Origin of the sequence: Actinospica durhamensis, assembly GCF_018139695.1 — a bacterium.
GTDB lineage: Bacteria > Actinomycetota > Actinomycetes > Streptomycetales > Catenulisporaceae > Actinospica > Actinospica durhamensis.
This window is the reverse complement of the sequence record NZ_JAGSOG010000008.1, coordinates 39,044-58,163: the sequence shown is the minus strand read 5'-3', so window position 1 is coordinate 58,163 and position 19,120 is coordinate 39,044. Positions and strand designations below refer to the sequence as shown.

The 19,120-nt window shown below is 70.4% G+C and carries 16 protein-coding genes; 12 read left to right on the top strand and 4 right to left on the bottom strand.

Features of this window, described 5'->3' with window-relative positions:
- The 3 genes from KDL01_RS03250 (at nt 1) to KDL01_RS03240 (ending at nt 3,633) form a co-directional block, all read left to right on the top strand.
- Entirely contained in the window at nt 1–969 is a 969-nt protein-coding gene (locus tag KDL01_RS03250; protein ID WP_212526791.1) for an ABC transporter permease, read from the top strand.
- A gap of 80 nt (nt 970–1,049) precedes the next feature.
- Nucleotides 1,050–2,102, top strand: a complete 1,053-nt coding sequence (locus tag KDL01_RS03245; RefSeq protein WP_368861503.1) for an ABC transporter ATP-binding protein — start codon at nt 1,050–1,052, stop codon at nt 2,100–2,102.
- A 1-nt stretch (nt 2,103) separates the two neighbouring features.
- The gene (locus tag KDL01_RS03240; RefSeq protein ID WP_212526790.1) at nt 2,104–3,633 is read left to right on the top strand and encodes a GH1 family beta-glucosidase; all 1,530 of its coding nucleotides are present in this window, start codon (nt 2,104–2,106) and stop codon (nt 3,631–3,633) included.
- 142 nt (nt 3,634–3,775) lie between these two features.
- Here KDL01_RS03240 and KDL01_RS03235 read toward each other — a convergent pair whose 3' ends face one another.
- The 3 genes from KDL01_RS03235 to KDL01_RS03225 all read right to left on the bottom strand — a co-directional run bounded on the left by KDL01_RS03235 (nt 3,776) and on the right by KDL01_RS03225 (nt 5,207).
- Nucleotides 3,776–4,003 (bottom strand): hypothetical protein, encoded by a 228-nt coding sequence (locus KDL01_RS03235; protein ID WP_212526789.1) that lies wholly within the window; start codon nt 4,001–4,003, stop codon nt 3,776–3,778.
- 173 nt (nt 4,004–4,176) lie between these two features.
- On the bottom strand, nt 4,177–4,695 hold the full coding sequence (locus KDL01_RS03230) for a hypothetical protein (protein WP_212526788.1): 519 nt from the start codon (nt 4,693–4,695) through the stop codon (nt 4,177–4,179).
- Between the two features lie 137 nt (nt 4,696–4,832).
- Entirely contained in the window at nt 4,833–5,207 is a 375-nt protein-coding gene (locus KDL01_RS03225) for a chorismate mutase (RefSeq protein ID WP_212526787.1), read from the bottom strand.
- Nucleotides 5,208–5,390: 183 nt separating this feature from the next.
- Between KDL01_RS03225 and KDL01_RS03220 the strand changes: the two genes are divergently transcribed.
- The 6 genes from KDL01_RS03220 (at nt 5,391) to KDL01_RS45065 (ending at nt 12,423) form a co-directional block, all read left to right on the top strand.
- On the top strand, nt 5,391–5,585 hold the full coding sequence (locus tag KDL01_RS03220) for an NfeD C-terminal domain-containing protein (protein ID WP_212526786.1): 195 nt from the start codon (nt 5,391–5,393) through the stop codon (nt 5,583–5,585).
- Between the two features lie 131 nt (nt 5,586–5,716).
- Complete coding sequence (locus tag KDL01_RS03215) at nt 5,717–7,186, top strand: SPFH domain-containing protein (protein ID WP_368861502.1); 1,470 nt, start codon at nt 5,717–5,719, stop codon at nt 7,184–7,186.
- A gap of 338 nt (nt 7,187–7,524) precedes the next feature.
- Entirely contained in the window at nt 7,525–7,980 is a 456-nt protein-coding gene (locus tag KDL01_RS03210; protein ID WP_212526785.1) for a hypothetical protein, read from the top strand.
- Nucleotides 7,977–8,570, top strand: coding sequence for a hypothetical protein (locus KDL01_RS03205; protein WP_212526784.1), 594 nt, complete (start codon nt 7,977–7,979; stop codon nt 8,568–8,570). Before KDL01_RS03210 ends, KDL01_RS03205 begins: the two co-directional genes overlap by 4 nt.
- Before the next feature lie 104 nt (nt 8,571–8,674).
- Entirely contained in the window at nt 8,675–9,691 is a 1,017-nt protein-coding gene (locus tag KDL01_RS03200; RefSeq protein ID WP_212526783.1) for a DUF2804 domain-containing protein, read from the top strand.
- A gap of 122 nt (nt 9,692–9,813) precedes the next feature.
- Nucleotides 9,814–12,423, top strand: coding sequence for a beta strand repeat-containing protein (locus KDL01_RS45065; protein ID WP_212526782.1), 2,610 nt, complete (start codon nt 9,814–9,816; stop codon nt 12,421–12,423).
- Nucleotides 12,424–12,503: 80 nt separating this feature from the next.
- On the opposite strand, the gene KDL01_RS03190 is transcribed toward KDL01_RS45065, so the two are convergent.
- Entirely contained in the window at nt 12,504–16,139 is a 3,636-nt protein-coding gene (locus KDL01_RS03190; RefSeq protein WP_212526781.1) for a choice-of-anchor D domain-containing protein, read from the bottom strand.
- A gap of 260 nt (nt 16,140–16,399) precedes the next feature.
- Between KDL01_RS03190 and KDL01_RS03185 the strand changes: the two genes are divergently transcribed.
- From KDL01_RS03185 to KDL01_RS03175, 3 genes are all read left to right on the top strand, one after another.
- Nucleotides 16,400–17,032, top strand: coding sequence for a GNAT family N-acetyltransferase (locus KDL01_RS03185; protein WP_212526780.1), 633 nt, complete (start codon nt 16,400–16,402; stop codon nt 17,030–17,032).
- A gap of 102 nt (nt 17,033–17,134) precedes the next feature.
- Nucleotides 17,135–18,856, top strand: coding sequence for a hypothetical protein (locus tag KDL01_RS03180; protein WP_212526779.1), 1,722 nt, complete (start codon nt 17,135–17,137; stop codon nt 18,854–18,856).
- On the top strand, nt 18,853–19,074 hold the full coding sequence (locus KDL01_RS03175; protein WP_212526778.1) for a hypothetical protein: 222 nt from the start codon (nt 18,853–18,855) through the stop codon (nt 19,072–19,074). Before KDL01_RS03180 ends, KDL01_RS03175 begins: the two co-directional genes overlap by 4 nt.
- Nucleotides 19,075–19,120 lie beyond the last annotated feature (46 nt).

Below are 19,120 nucleotides of genomic sequence, written 5' to 3'. Positions count from 1 at the left end.
ATGCGACCGAACCGATTCCGGTTGCCGCGCTTCCTGCGCAACCACAAGGCCGCCGCGGGCGCGCTGATCCTGTTGTTCTTCCTCGTCTTCGCGGTCATCGGACCCTGGATCGCGCCGTACAGCCCGGACCAGACCGGCACCGCGATCGTGGTGGGGCCCTCCTCCGCGCACTGGTTCGGCACCGACCAGCTCGGCCGGGACATCTACAGCCAGCTGCTGGTGGGCACCCGCGGCGTGGTCGTGGTCGGCTTCCTGGCCGGCGCGATCGCCACCGTGCTCTCGATGCTGATCGGCATCGCCTCCGGCTACCTGCCCGGGCGCGGCGGCGAGAGCCTGTCCGTGCTCTCGAACGTGTTCCTGGTGCTCCCGGCGCTGCCGCTGCTGATCATCATCACCTCCACCCAGCAGAGCAACGGCTGGGTGGTCATCCTGGTGATCGGGCTCACCTCGTGGGCCTGGAACGCCCGGCTGATGCGGGCTCAGACCCTCTCGCTGCGCCGGCGCGACTACATCGAGGCGGCCCGCGCCACCGGCGAGTCGACCTCGCGGATCATCGTGTTCGAGATCCTGCCGAACCTGACCGCGCTGATCGCCTCCGGCTTCATCGGCACCGTGGTGTTCACCGTGCTGACCGAGATCACCCTGGCCTTCGTCGGGATCAGCGTCTCGGAGTGGAACTGGGGCACGGTGCTCTACTGGGCCCAGAGCCAGGACGCGCTGGCGCAGAACGCCTGGTGGTGGTTCGTCCCGGCCGGTCTGGCCATCGCGCTGCTCGGCACCGGCCTGGCGCTGCTGAACTTCGGCATCGACGAGTTCGTCAACCCGCGGCTGCGCTCGAGCGGGCCGGCCCGGATCAAGACCGCGACCGGCCGCAGGGTCCGGATGCGGATCGGCTTCACCCCCGTCACCGGCGCGCCGGGCGAGCTCGTCCCCGCACTGGCCCAGGACCCCGAGGGAGAGACGCTGTGAGCACGATTGACGCGCCGAACCCGGCGGTGGCCGGGGACATCGGCCACAGCCGGGCGCACCGGCCCGGCTTCGGCGAGCCGGTGCTGGAGATCAGGAACCTGAGCGTGGACTACGGCACCGGCCCCTCGGCCGTGCGCGCGGTGCGCGAGGTGGACCTGACCCTGCACCGCGGCGAGGTGCTCGGCCTGGCCGGGGAGTCGGGCAGCGGCAAGTCCACCCTGGCCTACGGCATGACCCGGCTGCTCGCCCCGCCCGGGGTGGTCTCCGGCGGCCAGGTGCTCTACCACGCCCCGGACACGGAGCCGGTGGACGTGCTGCGGATGAACGACGCGGAGCTGCGCCGGTTCCGCTGGGCGCAGACCGCGATCGTGTTCCAGGGCGCGATGAACTCGCTCAACCCGGTGCACCGCATCCGGACCCAGATCGGCGACGTGATCAAGGCGCACGAGCCGGACACCAGCCCGGCCGAGCGCACCGATCGCATCAAGGAACTGATGGCGCTGGTGGGCATCCCGGAGGACCGGCTCGAGGCCTACCCGCACCAGCTGTCCGGCGGTATGCGCCAGCGGGTGATGATCGGCATGGCCATGGCCCTGCATCCGCAGGTGGTGGTGATGGACGAGCCCACCACCGCGCTGGACGTGGTGATGCAGCGGCAGATCCTCAGCCGCCTGGTCCGGCTGCGCCGCCGGTTCGACTTCGCCGTGCTCTTCATCACGCACGACCTGTCCCTGCTGGCCGAGTTCGCCGACCGGATCGCCATCATGTACGGCGGCCGGATCGTGGAGAGCGCGACCTCCGCGCAGCTCTACCGGGAGCCGCTGCACCCCTACAGCCAGGGCCTGCTCGGCTCCTTCCCGGCGCTGCGCGGTCCGCGCCGGGAGCTGACCGGCATCCCCGGCTCCCCGCCCGACCTGCGTGCCATGCCCGCGGGCTGTTCCTTCCACCCGCGCTGCCCGCACGCCTTCGAACCCTGCTCCGCGCGCCGTCCCGAACTCGGCGCGCCGCAGCAGAACGCCGACGGCGCCGCCGCGCCCGCCCCGCTCCCCCTCTCCCTGACCCGACCCGCCGAGACCGGGCCCGGCCGCAGCGTCGCCTGTTGGCTGCATGCCACCCCCGAAACAGAGGACTGACATGAATTTTCCCACGGCCTCCGAGAGCGCTGCCGTCGCCGGAACCGCTTCCGGTATCCACAATGCCCCGCCGAACGGTCCGGCGCCCGAGCTCGGCAGCCTCGCCGCGCTCGCCGGGGTCTCCCCCGCCTCGGCGCTGCGCATCGCCCAACTGCCCCGCGACTTCCGCTGGGGTGCGGCCACCTCCGGGTACCAGATCGAGGGGGCGGTGGCCGAGGACGGCCGCGGCCCCTCGGTCTGGGACACCTTCTGCCGGGTGCCCGGGGCGATCGACAACGGCGACATCGGCGACCTGGCCTGCGACCACTACCACCGGATGCCCGAGGACGTGGCCCTGATCAAGGAGCTCGACCTCGACGTCTACCGCTTCTCGGTGGCCTGGCCGCGGGTGCAGCCGGGCGGGCGCGGCCCGGCCAACGCGGCCGGCCTGGACTTCTACGAGCGCCTGGTGGACGCGCTGCTCGAGGCGGGCGTGGACCCGTGGCCAACGCTGTTCCACTGGGACACCCCGCAGGAGCTCGAGGACGCGGGCGGCTGGCCCAACCGGGATACCGCTTACCGCTTCGCCGACTACGCCGAGCTGGTCTACAACCGGTTCGGCGACCGCGTGCGCACCTGGACCACGCTGAACGAGCCCTCGGTCGTCACCACCCACGGCTACCTCGGCGGCGTGCACGCCCCGGGCCGCACCTCGCTGGCCGACGCGGCCGCCGCGGCGCACCACCAGCTGCTCGGCCACGGCCTGGCCGGCCAGCGCATGCGCGAGCTCGCGGCCAGTGCGGGCAACGACTTCAAGCTCGCCGTCACGCTCAACCTCGGGCCGGCCACCCCGGCCAGCGACACGCCCGAGGACCTCGACGCGGTGCGCCGGGCCGACGCCATGAACAACCGGATGTACCTGGATCCGCTGTGGTACAAGCGCTACCCGACGGACCTGATCGCCGACCTCGAGGCCGAGGGCGTGAGCATCCCGGTGCAGGACGGGGACCTGGAGATCATCGGCGCGCCGATCGACTCGCTGGGGGTGAACTTCTACTTCGGCCAGCAGCTCAGCGGCCGCACCGAGGACGGCGCCACCCACGACGCGCAGGGCCGCCCGGTCTCCCGGCACGTGCTCCAGGGCCTGCCCCAGACCCACATGGGCTGGGAGATCATGCCGCACGACTTCGCGTCGCTGCTGATCCGGGTCGGGCGCGAGTACCCGGGCGTGCCGGTGTACATCACCGAGAACGGCGCCGCCTTCGACGACAAGCCGGACGAGACCGGCTACGTGCACGACGCCGACCGGGTGGGCTACATCGCCGACCACCTCGCCGCCGTGGCCGAGGCCCGGGAGCAGGGCACGGACATCCAGGGCTACTTCGTCTGGTCGCTGCTGGACAACTTCGAGTGGGCCTTCGGCTTCGACAAGCGCTTCGGCATCATCCGGGTGGACTTCGAGACCTTCAAGCGCACCCCCAAGCTCAGCGCCCGCTGGTTCACCGAGACCCTGCGCCAGGTGCGCGCGGGCTCCGGCGACGCGCAGGCGTGAGCCGCCTCCGGCGCCGGGCCACGCGCCGCACCGCGTCCCCGGCGCCGGACACACCGATCCCGGCCGACGTTCTCACGTCGGCCGGGATCGGCCCGGGTAGCGATACCGCGCAGCGGTAGGTTCCGCCCGCGCTGATATGCGCTCAGCTCTTCTTGAACAGGCCCTTGACCTTATTGACGGCGTCTTCGCCCATCTTCTTCATATCCTCGGCGTCGACCTTGCCGTCCGCGTTGCTGTCCATCTTCTTCTTGGCCTGATCCATTGCTCCGGAGGCCTTGTCCTTCATGGACTGGGACTTGTCACCGTCCTGGTCCTGCGCCTGCTGCGCGGCTTGCTCGGCCCTGTTCTTCGCCTCGTCGAGATCGGGCATAGGGATTCACATCCTTCACGGTGATGGAGAGTCTGCGGGCCGCGCGGATGCACGGCTCCCCCGACACCGGCCACGCTAGCTCAGCGTTACCCCCTATGCACCTTTTGTCGTATTTTTTGGAGAACGCGCTGGTCAGGCGCCTCACTCGTTCGGCGGAGCGTGCTGCGGCCGGGTCAGTCCGCCGCGTCCCCGGAGGCCTCGGACCGCCGCCCGCCCCAGTCCTCCCAGTGCCGGAAGCGGTCGAGCCCGAGCACCAGGAACTCGTCGCGCTCCGCACTCGTCTCCACCACCCCCAACCCGGCCAGGGCCTGCGAGATCGCCGTGCTGCCCGGTGCCCGCCCGCTGGCCGACAGGCGCCCGGTCGTCACCGGCCCGAGCGCGACCTGGCCGGCCTCCCACAGCACCGCCTTCTGGTCCCCGGCGCCGCCGAAGTACTCCGCCTCCACGTACACCAGCGGCCAGTCCTTCGACGCCTGCGCGCACAGCTCGGCGAGCGACTCGCCGAGCCACCAGAACGGCTTGATACGTTCCGATACCCGCCCCGCCACGAAGGCGTCGTACACGGCGGCGGTGTACGGAACCAGTGCGAATCCCTGCTCGAGCGGTACCGCCACCGCGGCGGACCCGAGCGCATTCGCCACGCCTTGCGCGGCCGATATCCGGCCGATCACCCCGCGCAACTGGTAAGCCATGGCTCGCATGATGCCAGTCCGGGGTACGGCAATGGAATGGTTGTGTGATATCGCGGCCGACGATTGCCGAATTCGGCCTCGAACAACGCGGGAATCGGCCCGGGATCGGCCTGCGCTCGGCCCTCGGCGGGCGCGGATCAGTCCGATTCGGCGGTCGGCGAGGCCCCGGCCGCGATCAGCTTGTGGTGACGCACGACCTCTTCGACGATGAAGTTCAGGAACTTCTCGGCGAACTGCGGCTCGAGCTGCGACTCCTCCGCCAGCCGACGCAGCCTCCTGATCTGCTGCGCCTCCCGCTCCGGGTCGGCCGGGGGCAGTTCGTGCTCGGCCTTGAGCCGGCCCACCTTCTGCGTGCACTTGAACCGCTCGGCGAGCACGAACACCAGCGCCGCGTCGAGGTTGTCGATGCTGTCCCGCAGCAGCCGCAGCTGCCGGGCCACGTCCTGCGGCGCCTGCCGCTCGTGCCCGACGCCGGGCCGGCCGTCCTCGCTCGGCTCGTTCTGCTCGCTCATCGTCTCTTGCTCCTCGGCGGCGCGGTGCGGATCACGGCACCTCAAGCCGACCCTAGCGCGTCACCGGGCCCGGAAACCGCCCGTCTCACTCCGCGAGCCGCGCCCGGCGGGTGTGTAATGACGCCTGTCAGCACTCGTGCGGCGGCCCCCGAGGAGCCCGCCGCGACGCGTCGGAGGTCGTCGATGGTCGGGATGCAGGGGCGGGTGACCGGGCGGATCGGGCCGGGTCTGGTGGGCGAGGTCATGGTGCGGGTGCGCGGGGGCGCGGAGGCCTTCATGGCGTACGCGGCGGACCCCGAGGAGCGGATCGCGCCCGGCACGATCGTGGTGGTGATGGACTATCACGCGCCGCGTACCGTCTACGTTTCAGCCCTCTGACAGGAGTGTGACGCAGCACACTTTCTCGCCGCTCGCGTACGGGCGCGGACAGGAGTACACCAGTGGTCGGGGCTCGCGGCATCGGGCCGCAGTTTCCATTCACATGCAGGGGGAAGTGACCTCAAGTGCCTCTGGCACTGATGATCGGGGTAATCGCGGCGGCCGCTGTTCTGGTCTTCGTCGTCGCGTTCAAGGCGGCTTGGCGCGTGGCCGAGCCCAACCAGGCGCTGCTGATCTCGGGCGCGAAGCACCGCGTCGACGGCGTGGAAGACGGGATGGGCTTCCGGATCGTCACCGGACGCGGCACCCTCGTGCTGCCCGGGGTGCAGGCCGTGCGCAAGCTCTCGCTGGACCTCAACGAAGCGGATCTGGCCGTGGACTGCGTCACCGCCCAGGGCATCCCGGTGCACGTCAAGGGCGTGGTGATCTTCAAGGTGGGCGACGACCGGGTGTCGATCGCCAACGCGGCGCGGCGGTTCCTGGACCAGCAGGCGAACATGAACACCCGCGTGCACAACATCCTGGCCGGACACCTGCGCTCGATCGTGGGCAGCCTGACCGTGGAGGAGATGATCCGCGACCGGGAGCGGCTGACCGAGCAGACCCGCGCCACCAGCGGACACGAGATGGAGAAGCTGGGGTTGACCATCGACTCCCTGCAGATCCAGGAGATCGAGGACCCGACCGGCTACATCAAGGCGCTGGCCGCTCCGCACACCGCCGCGGTCCAGCGGGACGCGCGCATCGCCCAGGCCGACGCCGAGCGGGTGGCCACCGAGGCCGAGGCCGAGGCGAACGCGCGCAAGGCCGAGGCGATCCGCAACGCCAACATCCAGCAGGCCGGATACCAGGCCGAGGTGGACCAGGCGCAGGCCCGCTCCAAGGCGGCCGGACCGCTGGCCGCGGCCGCCGCGCACCAGGAGGTCGTGGTCCAGGAGACCAGGGTCGCCGAGCTCGAGGCGAACAAGCGCGAGCAGCAGCTCCAGGTCGACGTGCGCAAGCCGGCCGACGCCGAGGCGTACAAGACCGTCACCCTCGCCCGGGCACAGCGCGAGTCGAAGGTGCACGAGGCCGAGGCCGAGGCCAAGGAGACCGAGCTGCGGGCGAGCGCCGACGCGATGCGGGTGAGGGCCGCGGCCGAAGCCGAGGCCGCCTCCACCCGGGCCCGCGGTCTGGCGAACGCCGAGGCCACCCGGGCCACCGGTGAGGCCGAGGCCGCCGCGGCCAAGGCGCGGGGCCTAGCCCAGGCCGAGTCCGCGCGCGCCCTCGGCCTGGCCGAGGCCGAGTCGATCAAGGCCCGCGCCGCGGCGTTGGCCGAGAACCAGGAAGCGGTCATCGCCCAGCAGCTGGCCGAGAGCTGGCCGGAGATCGTCAGGGCCGGCGCCCAGGCCTTCGCCGGGGTGGACCACATGGTCGTGCTCAACGGCGCCGAGGGCGTCGACGACATGCTGGCCAAGGCCCTGACGATGGGCGGCACCGGCCTCGGCCTGGCCCGCAACCTGCTCGCCTCGATGCGCCAGGACGCGGCCACGCCCACCGCGGACTCCGCGGCGAAGGACAACCACCGGCCGACGCAGCAGGTGACGATCCAGGCCGGATAGAAGGCGGGGCGCGACGCGGAACGCAGCGCCCCGAACGTCCGGGTCATCCTGGGCGCTCCCGACACGCTGAACGTCCCTCGCGTCGCGCACCCGCTCCCGCACATGCCCGGCGGTTGAGCACCACGCGATCGGCGCAAGGACGCCGCCGGATCCGACACGGCGAGGATGCCCCCGGATCCGGCGACGCCCGCCGGCCCTCCCGACTCACCCGCACCCCTTCTCCGCACGCTCCCGAGCGGGCCGGCGATGTCGCCGCCCGTGACCTCGGCGTGCCCTCAGTTCCGCGATTGCTCCTCATTCATCCCTGTTGACGGCCTTCCACACGTCGGGAGAGACACATGCCCCCCTCCGGCTCCAATCGAAAATCCCTGCGCGAGGGCTACCGCGCGACCGGCCGCGGATTCGCGCTGACCGTTCCGGTCCTGATCGCCGCGCTGGTCCTGATCGCCGCGGTGACCGCGGTCGGGATCTGGCTGTGGACCTCGAGTTCCGGCGTGCGCGGCGACGCGTCGGTCACCCGGCAGCACAACTCCGGCCAGAACCAGGTGGCGCAGAACACGAAGCTGCTCGGCGACCAGGCCACCGTGCTCTCCGACCAGCAGAAGATCCAGGTGCTCGCCGCGAACGTGACCACCCAGCAGGACAAGATCGACCTGCAGGGCCTCGAGCTCAACTGCCTGACCGACGTCGCCGCGTACAACGCCGACGTCCGCAACATCCTGGCCTCCGGACTGCTGCCCAGCGGCCTGCCCTCCGCCTATCCCACCACCGTCTGCGAGGTCTCCAAGTCATGAAGCCCACCCAGGTCCGCGCCCGCCACCACCGTATCCGCGTCCTGATCCTCGCCACCCTGGTCGCCGTGCTCGGCCTGGCCACGCTCGCCGCGTGCACGGGCTCGTCCGGCAACCAGGTCTCCGGCGGCAACGTGATATCGCAGACCACGTACAAGGAGTTCAACCAGGCGGTCCCGTATCCCTACACCGCCGCGGCGCCCTCCGATCCGCTCGAACGGGAGAATCTCGCGGCCCGGCTGAAGCTGTACAACTCGGCCGGGGACACCAACTACGTCTACATCTTCGCCTGGGGCTCCCCGACGCCGATCGGCTACTACGTCATCAAGGGCAAGGTCTCCTCGACCGAGTCCCAGATGACCGCCACCCAGATCACCACGAACTGCGGCAGTGCCGACGGCTGCGTGCTCGACGCGATCGGCGACGACGGCTCCTACGGTCCGGAGGAGGGCGGGCAGTACGGGGTCTTCTTCTTCACCTCCACCGGCACGCTGGTGGAGACCGACCAGCCGTTCGTGGTCTCCTCGGAGCCGATCAAGCTGTACGTGAACGTCCCGGAGCTCGACGCGACCGTCGCCCAGCCCGGCAACTGATCCGGGCCCGGGTAGGGGTACCGGCCCGGGGTACGTCGACGGGTGAGGCGTCGAAGTCTCCTCACCCGTTGACTTACCCCGACCCGATCACTACGTTCCCTGCCATGTCGAATCCGAACAGCCTCGTCGAGGGCTGGGCCCGGCGCTACGGTCGCCTCGAGGCCCGGCCCTCGGTCGTCAACCCGCTCGACGAGTTCACCGGGTTCTCCCGGCGCCTGCGCGGGCTCAGGCTCAAGGAGTGGATCGGCTTCACCCTGCTGCACCCCGACTGGTACTCCTCGCTCATCATCCAGGACGCGCACTACCTGGCCAGCTCGGAGATCTACGCGTACGACCGGGCCGCGCACGTGCTGCACCAGCACGCCGTCACCATGCGCAGCGGCTCCCTGTCCATGCCCGCGGCGCTGTTCGGCAGCACGTACACGGCCCGGCGCGGCGGCTACTCGATCGCGTACGAGTTCGCCGACACCGACGGCGAACACCGGCTGACCTTCGACGTCGCGGCCACCCCGACCGCCCCGGCCATCGCCGGCGAACTGCGCCTCGACGCCGCGCACGCCGGCCCGCCGCTCTCGGTCAGCTCCCGCCTGCCCGGCCGCCGCGCCCGCATGTACACGCACAAGGCGCTGTTCCCGGTCAGCGGCGTGCTGCGGGTCGGCGACAAGAAGCTCCTGTTCGACGCCGAGCGCGACCTCGCCGTCCTCGACGAGCACCGCTCGCTGCTGCCCTACCGGACGAACTGGCTGTGGGGCACCTTCGCGCTGCGCACCCCGGCCGGCCTGATCGGCGCGAACTTCGTCGACCGGCCCGAGGTCCCCGGCGAGCCCGAGGAGTCCTGCGTCTGGACGCCGCAGGCCTGCGAGCCCCTCGCCGACATCACCTTCGAACCGGCCGACCCCGCCGATCCGAACGCCCCCTGGCACATGCGCTCCGCCGACGGCCGCCTCGATGCGGCCTTCACCCCCGAAGGCCGCAAGCAGGTCAAGCACCAGCTCGGGGTCTTCGCCATCGACTACTTCCAGATGTTCGGCCGCTACACCGGCACCGTGCGCGGCGCCGACGGCACCCACCGGTTCGCCGACGTCCACGGGGTCTGCGAAAGCATGCGCGCGCGGCTGTGATCCGGACTGTGGCGGAACCGTTGATAGCAGGGTACTAACAAACGGGTAGAGTCGACGGCGTCCGCCGCGGCCGCATCGCCGGCGCGCGGACGCGGGAAGACAATCGAAATGGGGAGGCATCGGTGCGCACGCGCCGCACAGCGCTCTGCGCTGTCCTCGTCGTCTCGACAGTGGGCATGGCCCCGGCCATCGCCTCTGCCGACTCGACGAGTTCCACCATCATCTACGTCGACGGTTCGTCGACGGCTTGCAGCGACTCGGGTACGGGCACCGGCGCGGTTCCGTTCTGCACTCTGCAGAACGGCGTGAACGCGGCGGTGGCCGGAGACACGGTCGAGGTCTCGGGCAGCGTTCTGTACGCTCCCGTGACGATCTCCAACACCGGTACCGCCACGGATCCGATCACCATCGAGGGTTCGATCACGTCCACCACGTCGGTCGGCGTGGCGGCGGGCTCGGCCGACACCGTGCCCGTGATCGCCGTGGACGGCGCCTCGTACGTCACGATCTCGGGCTTCCAGATCACGAGTACGCTGGGGACCGCGGTCTCCGTCTCCGGCTCCTCGCACGTGACGCTCGACAAGATCCGAGGCCGCGCGGGCTCGGCCGGGCAGACGGACGCCGCTCCCCTCGTCGAACTCGCCGCGTCGTCTTCGGCGGTGACCGTCAGCCGCAGTGAGCTGATAGTCTCCGGCCCCACGACCGCGCCGGTGATCCAGGTCGACGCGGGCGCTTCGGGTGACGTGATCACGACGAACTTCATCCAGAACATCTCGAGCACCCTCGCCACCTCGTACGCGCCCCTGATCTCGGTAGTCGGCGCCACCGGCACGGACGTCGTGAGCAACACCGTCAGCACGGGTTCGGCCTGCGGCACCGCCGTCGGCGTGAGCGGGGCGTCGGGCGGATCCGTCGTCGAGAACAACATCCTGACGGTCGGCGGCGCGGGCGACTGCGTGACCGGGACCCCGGCGACCGGCATGCTCTCCGTGTCCGACTCCGCTCAGGCGCCGGTCACCGCCGACTACAACCTGCTGTGGCCGTCGGCGAACGTATCCGGCGTCTTCTACCCCTACGCGTGGAACGGAGCCTTCTACAGCACAGCCGCCGCGCTGGCTTCCGCCACCACCGAGGGCGCGCACGATCTCGTCGCCGACCCGCAGTTCACCGCCATCCCGAGCCCGTCTGCCAACAGTCCCGCGATCGGCTCGGCCGACTCGTCCGCGCCGGGCATGCTGAGCACCGACTACTTCGGGAATCAGTGCACGTACGATGCGTTCGCAGCCATCGCGGGCGCCGGGAGCCCCGACTACTGCACCCGCGGCGCCGTGCAGTACCAGGCCTACTCGACCGTGCTCGGCTCCATGTCCTTTCAGCCGCAGGACGCGCTGACCGTGGCCGTCTCGGACAGCGAGCCGCCGGTGAACCCGCAGGGGTACTCGTTCAGCTGGGGTGACGGCACCACCACCCAGAGCACGACGCCGAACGTGACGCACACCTACGCGAAGTCGGGGCACTACACCATCCTGGCCACGGTCACCGAGGCCGACGGCGCCACCGAGTCGCTCTCGACGACCCTGGGCACCAACGGCTCGGACTTCACGCCGTACGGCCCGGTCCGGATCCTGGACACCCGACACGGAGTCGGCACCACCCAGGGAGCGGTGACCTCGGGCGCCGTCATCCGGCTCAAGGTCGCCGGCACCGGCTCGATCCCGACCGGGATCACCGCGGTCGCGCTGAACCTGACCGCCGTGGACGGCACGGGCTCCGGCTTCCTCAGGGCCTACGCCGACGGTGTCAGCGCGCCCAGCGTCTCCAACGTCAACTACGGCGCCACCGCGGCGGTGGCGAACGAGGTCATCGCCCCGGTCGGGGCCGACGGCTGGGTGGACATCGCGGATAGCGGCATCACCTCGACCACGGCCGTCGACGTCATCGCCGACGTCACCGGCTACTTCTCACAAGACCACTCCACCAGCGGCTACGAGGCCGTGCCTCCGGCCCGGATCCTCGACACCCGGCACGGCGTCGGCGATCCCCAGGCGCCGCTCGGCCCGCTCGACACCATCGCGCTGCAGATCGTGAACGCCGACGGCGGCGCTCTCCCGTCCTCCGGGATCACGGCCGTCTCGCTGCACGTGACCGCGGTCGACACCACCTCCAACGGCTTCGTCACCGTATTCCCGGACGGCACGTCCACGCCGGCCGCCTCGAACCTGAACTACCTCAAGGGCCAGACGATCTCGAACACGGTGATCGTGCCGGTGGGCGCGAACGGCAATATCGACCTCTACAACGGTTCGCCCACCGGGAGCACGGACCTCATCGCGGACGTCACCGGCTACTACACCGAGGCGTCGGGCTCGGCCGCGTACGTACCCGGGATCCCCACCCGGGAGCTGGACACCCGGGGCTACCTCTCTCCGGTCTCGGCAGGTGCGAGCGTCAACCTGCCTGCCGAGAGCCCGGGTACCACGTACGTGCTGAACCTGACGGCTCTCGAGGGCACGGGCAACGGCTTCCTCACCGCCGCACCCGCCGGCGGTGCCACGCCGAACGTGTCCAACGTCAACTACCTGGCCGGCCAGACGGTGTCCAACATGGCCCAGGTAGCGGTCACCACGACGGGCTCGGACCAGGGGATCACCATCACCAACAACGAGACCGGGACCGGGTACAACACCGTCGAGATCATCGGGGACGTGTTCGGCTACTACAGCGCCACGTAGTCACACCGGACTTCCGTCCCGCGGAAAGGCCACGGCCCCGGCAGCCTTCGCAGGCTGCCGGGGCCGTGGCCTCGCCTGGCTCAGCCGGTCGTGAAGTAGCCGAACACGTCCAGGATCACGTCGCCGTGCCCGGTCGACTGGTTGTAGACGCTGAGCTTCTGCTGCGCGCCGCTGGTGGCCACGATGCTCAGCCCCGCCACGGTCTGGCCGGTGAGGTAGTTGAGGTTCGAGACACCCGGCAGCGCGCTGCCGGCCGCGAAGGCGGTGACGTACCCGTTGGCCGTGGTGTCGGCGACGGTGATGTTCGCCGCGATCGTCGCGCCCGAGGGGATGCCCAGCTGCGTCTGCGTGGCACCGAGCGCGTAGGTCGTGGTGCCGTTGGAGACGAGCGCGGTGCCGCTCTTGCGCGAATCCCAGGCCCGATACGGGGTGACCGGCACGTACGTGCCCTTCGACGCCGCCGAGTAGTACCCGGCCACATCCCCGATCAGGTCCACCGCCCCACTGCCGCCGCCGTTGTAGAGCTCGATCTTGCCGTCCGCGGCCACCGGCACGATCACCGTGTTGGAGACCGTCTGGCCCTTGAGGTAGTTCAGGATCGAGGTCGTCGGCGTGCCCGCACCGTCCGGCTCGGCCGCGATCCAGCCGTTGGCGGCCGCGTCCGTCACGGTCACGTGCAGCGCCACGGCGGTGACCCCGGACGGGATCGAGTCCGCGCCCGCGATGCCCACGGACAGGCCGGAGTTCCCGGCGACCTGCTTGGCCGGGGCGCCGGTGCCGTGGCGGGTGTCGAGGATCCGGGCCGGAGTCACCGGGGTGTACCCGCTGCCCACGCCCCCGGCGAAGTAGCCGGAAACGTCGGCGATCAGGTCGGCGCTGCCGCCGCTCGAACCGACGACGTACAGGTCGACCTTGCCGTCCGCGGCGACCGGGGCGATCACCGTGTTCGCCTTCGTCTGTCCGGCCAGGTAGTTGAGGTTCGAGGTCGCGGCGCCGGTACCGTCCGGCTCGACGCTGACGTAGCCGTTGCCCACGGTGTCGGTCGCGGTGACGTTCAGGGCCACGGCGGCCACGCTCGCCGGGATCGAGCCGTTACCCGCGATCTTGAGCGCGACGTAGCTGCCGACGGCGACCTTCGCCTTCGGCGCGCCGAGGCCGTAGCGGGTGTCGAGGATCCGGGTGGGTCCGGTCGAGGCGTACTGGGAGCCCACGCCGGTCCCGGTCAGCGTGATGCTCATCGCGCCCTGCCCGGTGTTGGTGGAGACCTCGTAGACGCCCGAATAACTGGTCAACGCGGTCGGGGTGAAGGTGACCGAGACGGTGTAGCTCTCCCCCGGCGCCAGTTCCTGGTTCTCCGGGATCGGGTTGACCGCGCCGAACGGCGCGGCCGCCGGTGCGGCCTTGGTCACCGTCAGATTGACGTTTCCGGTGTTGGCCACGGTGAAGGTCTGCGTGGCGACCTGGCCGATCGCGACGTTGCCGAAGGACAGGCTCGTCGGATTGATCGTCACCTGTGGATCGGCCTGGATCCCGACGCCCGTCAACGGGATCGTCACCGAGCCCTGATCACTCGTGAGCACGATCGAGGAGCTGTCGTTCTCGACTGCGGTCGGCGCGTAGGTGACGCTCATCGTCTCGGACACCCCCGGCGCGATCGTGCTGCCGACGGCGGGAAGTCCGCTCGCGGTGAACGGCGCGCTCGGCCCCGTCACACCGGTGATGGTCTCGGTGGTCGTGCCGGTGTTCGTCACGCCGACGGTCAGCGTCTCCGAACTGCCCACGGCCATGCTTCCCCAGTCCTGGGACGCGGGAGTCGCGGCCAGACCTCCTTGGGTGCCGGTACCGCTCAGTCCGAAGTTCACCGTGCCCTGATCAGTGGTCAGCGAGAGTGTGCCGGTACTCGCACCCCAGGCCGTCGGGCTGTAGGTCACCGGAACGGTCAGCGTCTGACCGGCCGTCAGCGTGACCGGCAGGGCGGGAGTGGTGGTCGCGCCGACCCCGAACGGGGCGCTGGTGGTGGCCGCGGAGACCGTGACCGTCCTCGCCGCGGTCAGCGTGACGTTCGCCGAGCTGGTGGAGTCGACCGCCACCGAGCCGAACGCGGCCCCGCTGCCCTGCAAGGGCTGCGTCGTGGGCGCGCCGAACGCGATCAGGTTGCCGTCGCGGGTGCCGACGTAGATCCGGCCGTTGTTCGTCGCGGGCACCGAGAACTTGGAGACGGTGCCCAGCGGCCAGGAGCGCAGCAGGGTCATCACGCCGTTCGAGGGCACCGCGTTGTAGACCATCAACTCGCCGTTGCTGCCGTTCGGCCCTGAGGCCTGCACGACCCAGACCAGGGCCGAGCCGGACGTGGTGCCGTTCGAGGTCACCACGGGCGAGCCGGAGGTGTAGCCGAAGCTCTCCGCGCTGTTTCCGGCCACGTGCAGCGCCGGCTGCCCGGTCCCGGTCAGCCCGTAGCCGAGGGCGACCAGATGGCTGTAGGCCTCGTCGACGTACACGTATCCGCCGTCCCCGCCCCACACCGCGGGATGCCCCCAGACGCCGGCCAGGGTGGTCTCGCCCACGACCGCGTCGGTGCCGCCCGCGCCCTGCGCCCGGCCGCCGAGGGAGTCGCGATTGAGGAGGAACAGCCGTCCGTCCTTGCCGATCTCCACCATCAGATGCGGGTCGGCCGTGGTGCCGAACTCGGCGTCGGGCAACGCGACCGGACCGCCGGAGGCCACGTCCTGGTCGTTCGCGTCCAGTGTCGCCGCGTTCGCGGGCGCGAAGAAGTCGGAGGCCGAGATGGTGCCGTCGGCCGCGACGGCCAGGTGCACCACGGACTCGGAGAGCGTGGTCGGCGGCGAGGTGCCGGGCCCGACCGGAGGCGTGACCCCGTTGCCGGTCGCGATGAACATGCCGCCCGCGCCGTCCGAGACGATCCCGCCGCCGGAGAGCCAGACCCCCGCGCCCGACGCGTTCGCCCCGGCCTCGGTGGTCCACATGTGCTGCACCTGCGTGCCGATGTTCACCCCGACCACGTAACCGCGGTAGGGCTGGTAGTCGCAGTGCCCGCCGAAGGCCAGGTAGATGCTGCCGTTCTGCAGCAGCAGGCCCGGGCGCTGAAGCTGGTCCTCGGTGTCGAAGGTGTTCGTCGGGTCGTTCGAGGGCGAGCCCCCGATCGTCACCGGCCACCCCGGTCGCACCGCGCCCGTGGCCGCGTTCAGCGCGTAGAGGTAGTAGTGCGGCAGACTGGCGCTGGTCCCGTTGTTCACCTTCGCGGTCAGGTAGACGTACCCGGAGGACGGGTCGTAGACCGGGGTCGAGGTGATCCCGATGTCGGGCACGAGATCGCCGCAGCCGATGGTGGAAGCCGGCCAGGACGGGCCGAGGTAGGTCGACCAGAGGATGGCCCCGGTCTCGCTGTTGAGCCCGTAGACGTAGTTCTCCTCGGTCCCGACGATCACCGTCGAGCCCACCACCAGCGGCTGCGCGTAGATCTGCCCGTCGAGCGCGGTCGAGAACAGCTGGCCGAAGTCGCTGCCGGTCACCGACCCCGACGAGAGCGCGGGCTCGTTCTGGTCCCACCCCGTGCGCTGGTTGTCATTGGAGACGGTGTCCACGTCGGCGCGCGCGGGCGCCGCGCTCACCACCGCCCCCGCCGACACACCGACGAGTAGGGACAACACGAGCGCCCACACGCGCACGGCACCACGGCGCGACGAATTGGCCGGCATGGATAGGTCCTCCCAAGCCCGGCACCCCGGGCACCTGCGAAAACGATGTGCCCGCCGTCAGCAGGCGGGCCGCGAGGCTTTACCCCGCCTTGACTCCCGGATGACCATAAGGGGGCATTCATGATCAGTGCGAGAGCGGGACGGAAGTGTTACAGAGCCCATACGTTCCGGTCGGGCCGGCTGCGAAGCCGACGCACTCAGGCTGCTGCGCCGAACCGTGCCGAACCTCTGCCGAGCGCCGCCCCGCTACAGTCCTGCGCATGGACTTCCACCTCGAAGGACCCGTACTCGAAGGTCGGTTCGTTCGGCTCGAACCGCTCGATCAGCACCACGCTGCGGGCCTGGCCGCGGCAGCGCAGTCGCGCGATTCATACGGGTACACCTGGGTTCCCTCCACGCTGGAGGAGGCAGTCGACTACGTCGAGCAGCAGCACGCGCGGGCCGCCGCCGGGCGCCTGGCCCCCTATGCGCAGATCGAGGTGGCCACGGGTCGGACGGTGGGCGCCACCTCCTTCTGGGACCCGCGCCGCCGCGAGGACGGCAGCCTGTACGCGATCGAAGTCGGCTTCACCTGGCTCGCCGCCGACGCGCAGGGCACCGGCATCAACACCGAAGCCAAATACCTGCTGTTCCGGCACGCGTTCGAGGCGTTCGGCGTCATGCGCGTGGACTTGAAGACCGACGCACGCAACGCGCGTTCGCGGGCGGCGATCGAGAGCGTGGGTGCGCGCTTCGAAGGCGTGCTGCGCAACTGGTCGCGCTCCTGGGCCCCCGGCGAAGACGGCCTGCTGCGCGATGCCGCGATCTTCTCGATCACCGGCGCCGAGTGGCCCGACGTGCGCCGGCACCTGGAGGCGAAGCTCGTCGCGCGCCGGTCCGTATCAAAGCCGTGACGAAAATATATGGCCTGAAACGCTGGTGAGCAGTAGCGTCGGTTGGCTCAGCTCTGTCGCCCCGTGCTCTCGCAGCGCGGAAAACATCCAGGGGAGGATGCGGTGCAACGCCGCTCTGTCTTGATACCGCTGGCCCTCGTCGGCTCGTTCGGTATCGCTCTCACCCCGACTCTCGCCGAGGCCGCCACACCGGCCGCGTCGGCTTCGTCGGCCCACGCGTTCGTCAAGTCCGCCGCGTCGCTCGCGCAGGCTGCCGGAGCCAGGACCTTCACCAGCCCGGCGAGCAGTTCGAAGCTCGTCCGCACGCTCGACGCGACCTCGACCACGACGCCCAACCCGAACCTGGCCGTCGCGCTCCAGGCCCAGGAAACCAGCGCCCTGGGCGTCGAGCTGACGGTCGACGTCACCGGCCTGACGACCGGAACCGCGCAACTCGACATCAAGTGGGGCGACGTCTCGGAGATCTTCCAGACCGTCGACGCAGGCGCCACGGAACCGCTGAAATTCCAGCACGCATACGGCTATTCCGGCCCCGAGACGATCACCGTCACGGTGGACGACGGCTCCGGCGACACCGCGACCAACTCCGTCGCCGTGCAGACGCTCGGCTCCGAGTTCACCGCGTTCGGTCCGTGGCGGATGCTCGACACCCGCAAGGGAATCGGCGCGGCCGCGGCCCCGGTCGCCCCGCACGGCACGCTCAAGCTCAAGGTCGCCGGAGTCGGTGTGAGCGACGGCGCCCAGAAGTCCTCCACCCCCGTCGGCGTCACCGCCGTCGTGATGAACGTGACGGCGACCGGGGGCACCGCGAACGGCGTGCTCACGGTGTACGGCGACGAGGACCAGTCGGGCAAGGCGTCGACGCGTCCGATCACGTCGAACGTGAACTACGCCAAGAACAAGAACGTGCCGAACCTCGTGGTGGTGCCGGTCGGCAAGAACGGCCTGATCGACTTCTACAACAACTCGAGCGGCTCGACCGGCATCGTCGCCGACATCCAGGGCTACTTCACCGACGCGAATGCCGACGCGTACTTCCCGGTCACGCCGACGCGGATCATCGACACCCGCAAGGGGATCGGCACCGGCAAGATCGCCCGGATCCCGGCCAACGGGACCATCTACGTGACCGTGTCCGGCATCAAGGGCGGCGTGATCCCGTTCGACGCGGCGGCCGTCGCGGTCAACCTGACCGCGGTCGACGCCACGCACCCGGGCGTGATCACCGCCTACTCCACCAGCAACCCGAGCGGCACCGGGCCGATCCCGTCCGCCTCCAACCTCAACTACGCGGCGGGAGCGGCTTCGGCCAACGCGGCGATCGTGCCGATCAGCTTCGAATCCCCCACGATCGGCCAGATCGCCATCCACAACAGCGGTGCCGGTCCCGTGGACATCATCGCCGACGCCTCCGGCTACTTCACCGGCACGCCCAGCCCCGCGGGCGGCAGCGCCTACGTCCCGCTCTCCGGGCCGATCCGCATTCTGGACACGCGCAGCACCGGCGGTCCGATCCAGGCCGGCCTCCCGCAATCGGAGCCCTTCCCGGTGGCCGCATCCGACTCACCGGCCTTGCCCACCGCCGCGATCTTCAACGCGACGGTGACGCAGCCCACGGGCAACGGCTACCTGTCGCTGTACCCGTACAGCCCGATGGTGCCCGCGGCGCTGAACCCGACCTCGAACCTCAACTACACGGCCGGCCAGACGATCGCGAACCTGGCGTTCCTCGCTCCCGGTACGAACGGCTACGCGATCTACCTCGGCGGCAACGGAAGCGCCCAGGTGATCATGGACTGGTTCGGCTACTTCGAGAACCAGTGATCCCCGCCGTCCGGGCGCCACGCTGTGAAGACCGGCGCGGCGCCCGGGCGGCCCCGGGCGGCCGGCGGACAGCCGCAGCCGGATGCCGAAGAAACCACCAGCACCTCGCCGCAGCCGGCCTGATCGGCAAGTACCTCTCCTTCGAATTCGCCCTGAACTGGTACGCCCGGCTCGGCCTCGACACCAGCGAAGCAATCCGCACCAGCGGCGTCCTGTGAGCGAGCGCGAGGAGCACTGCGCAAGCCCCCCGCCAAGCGACGTCCC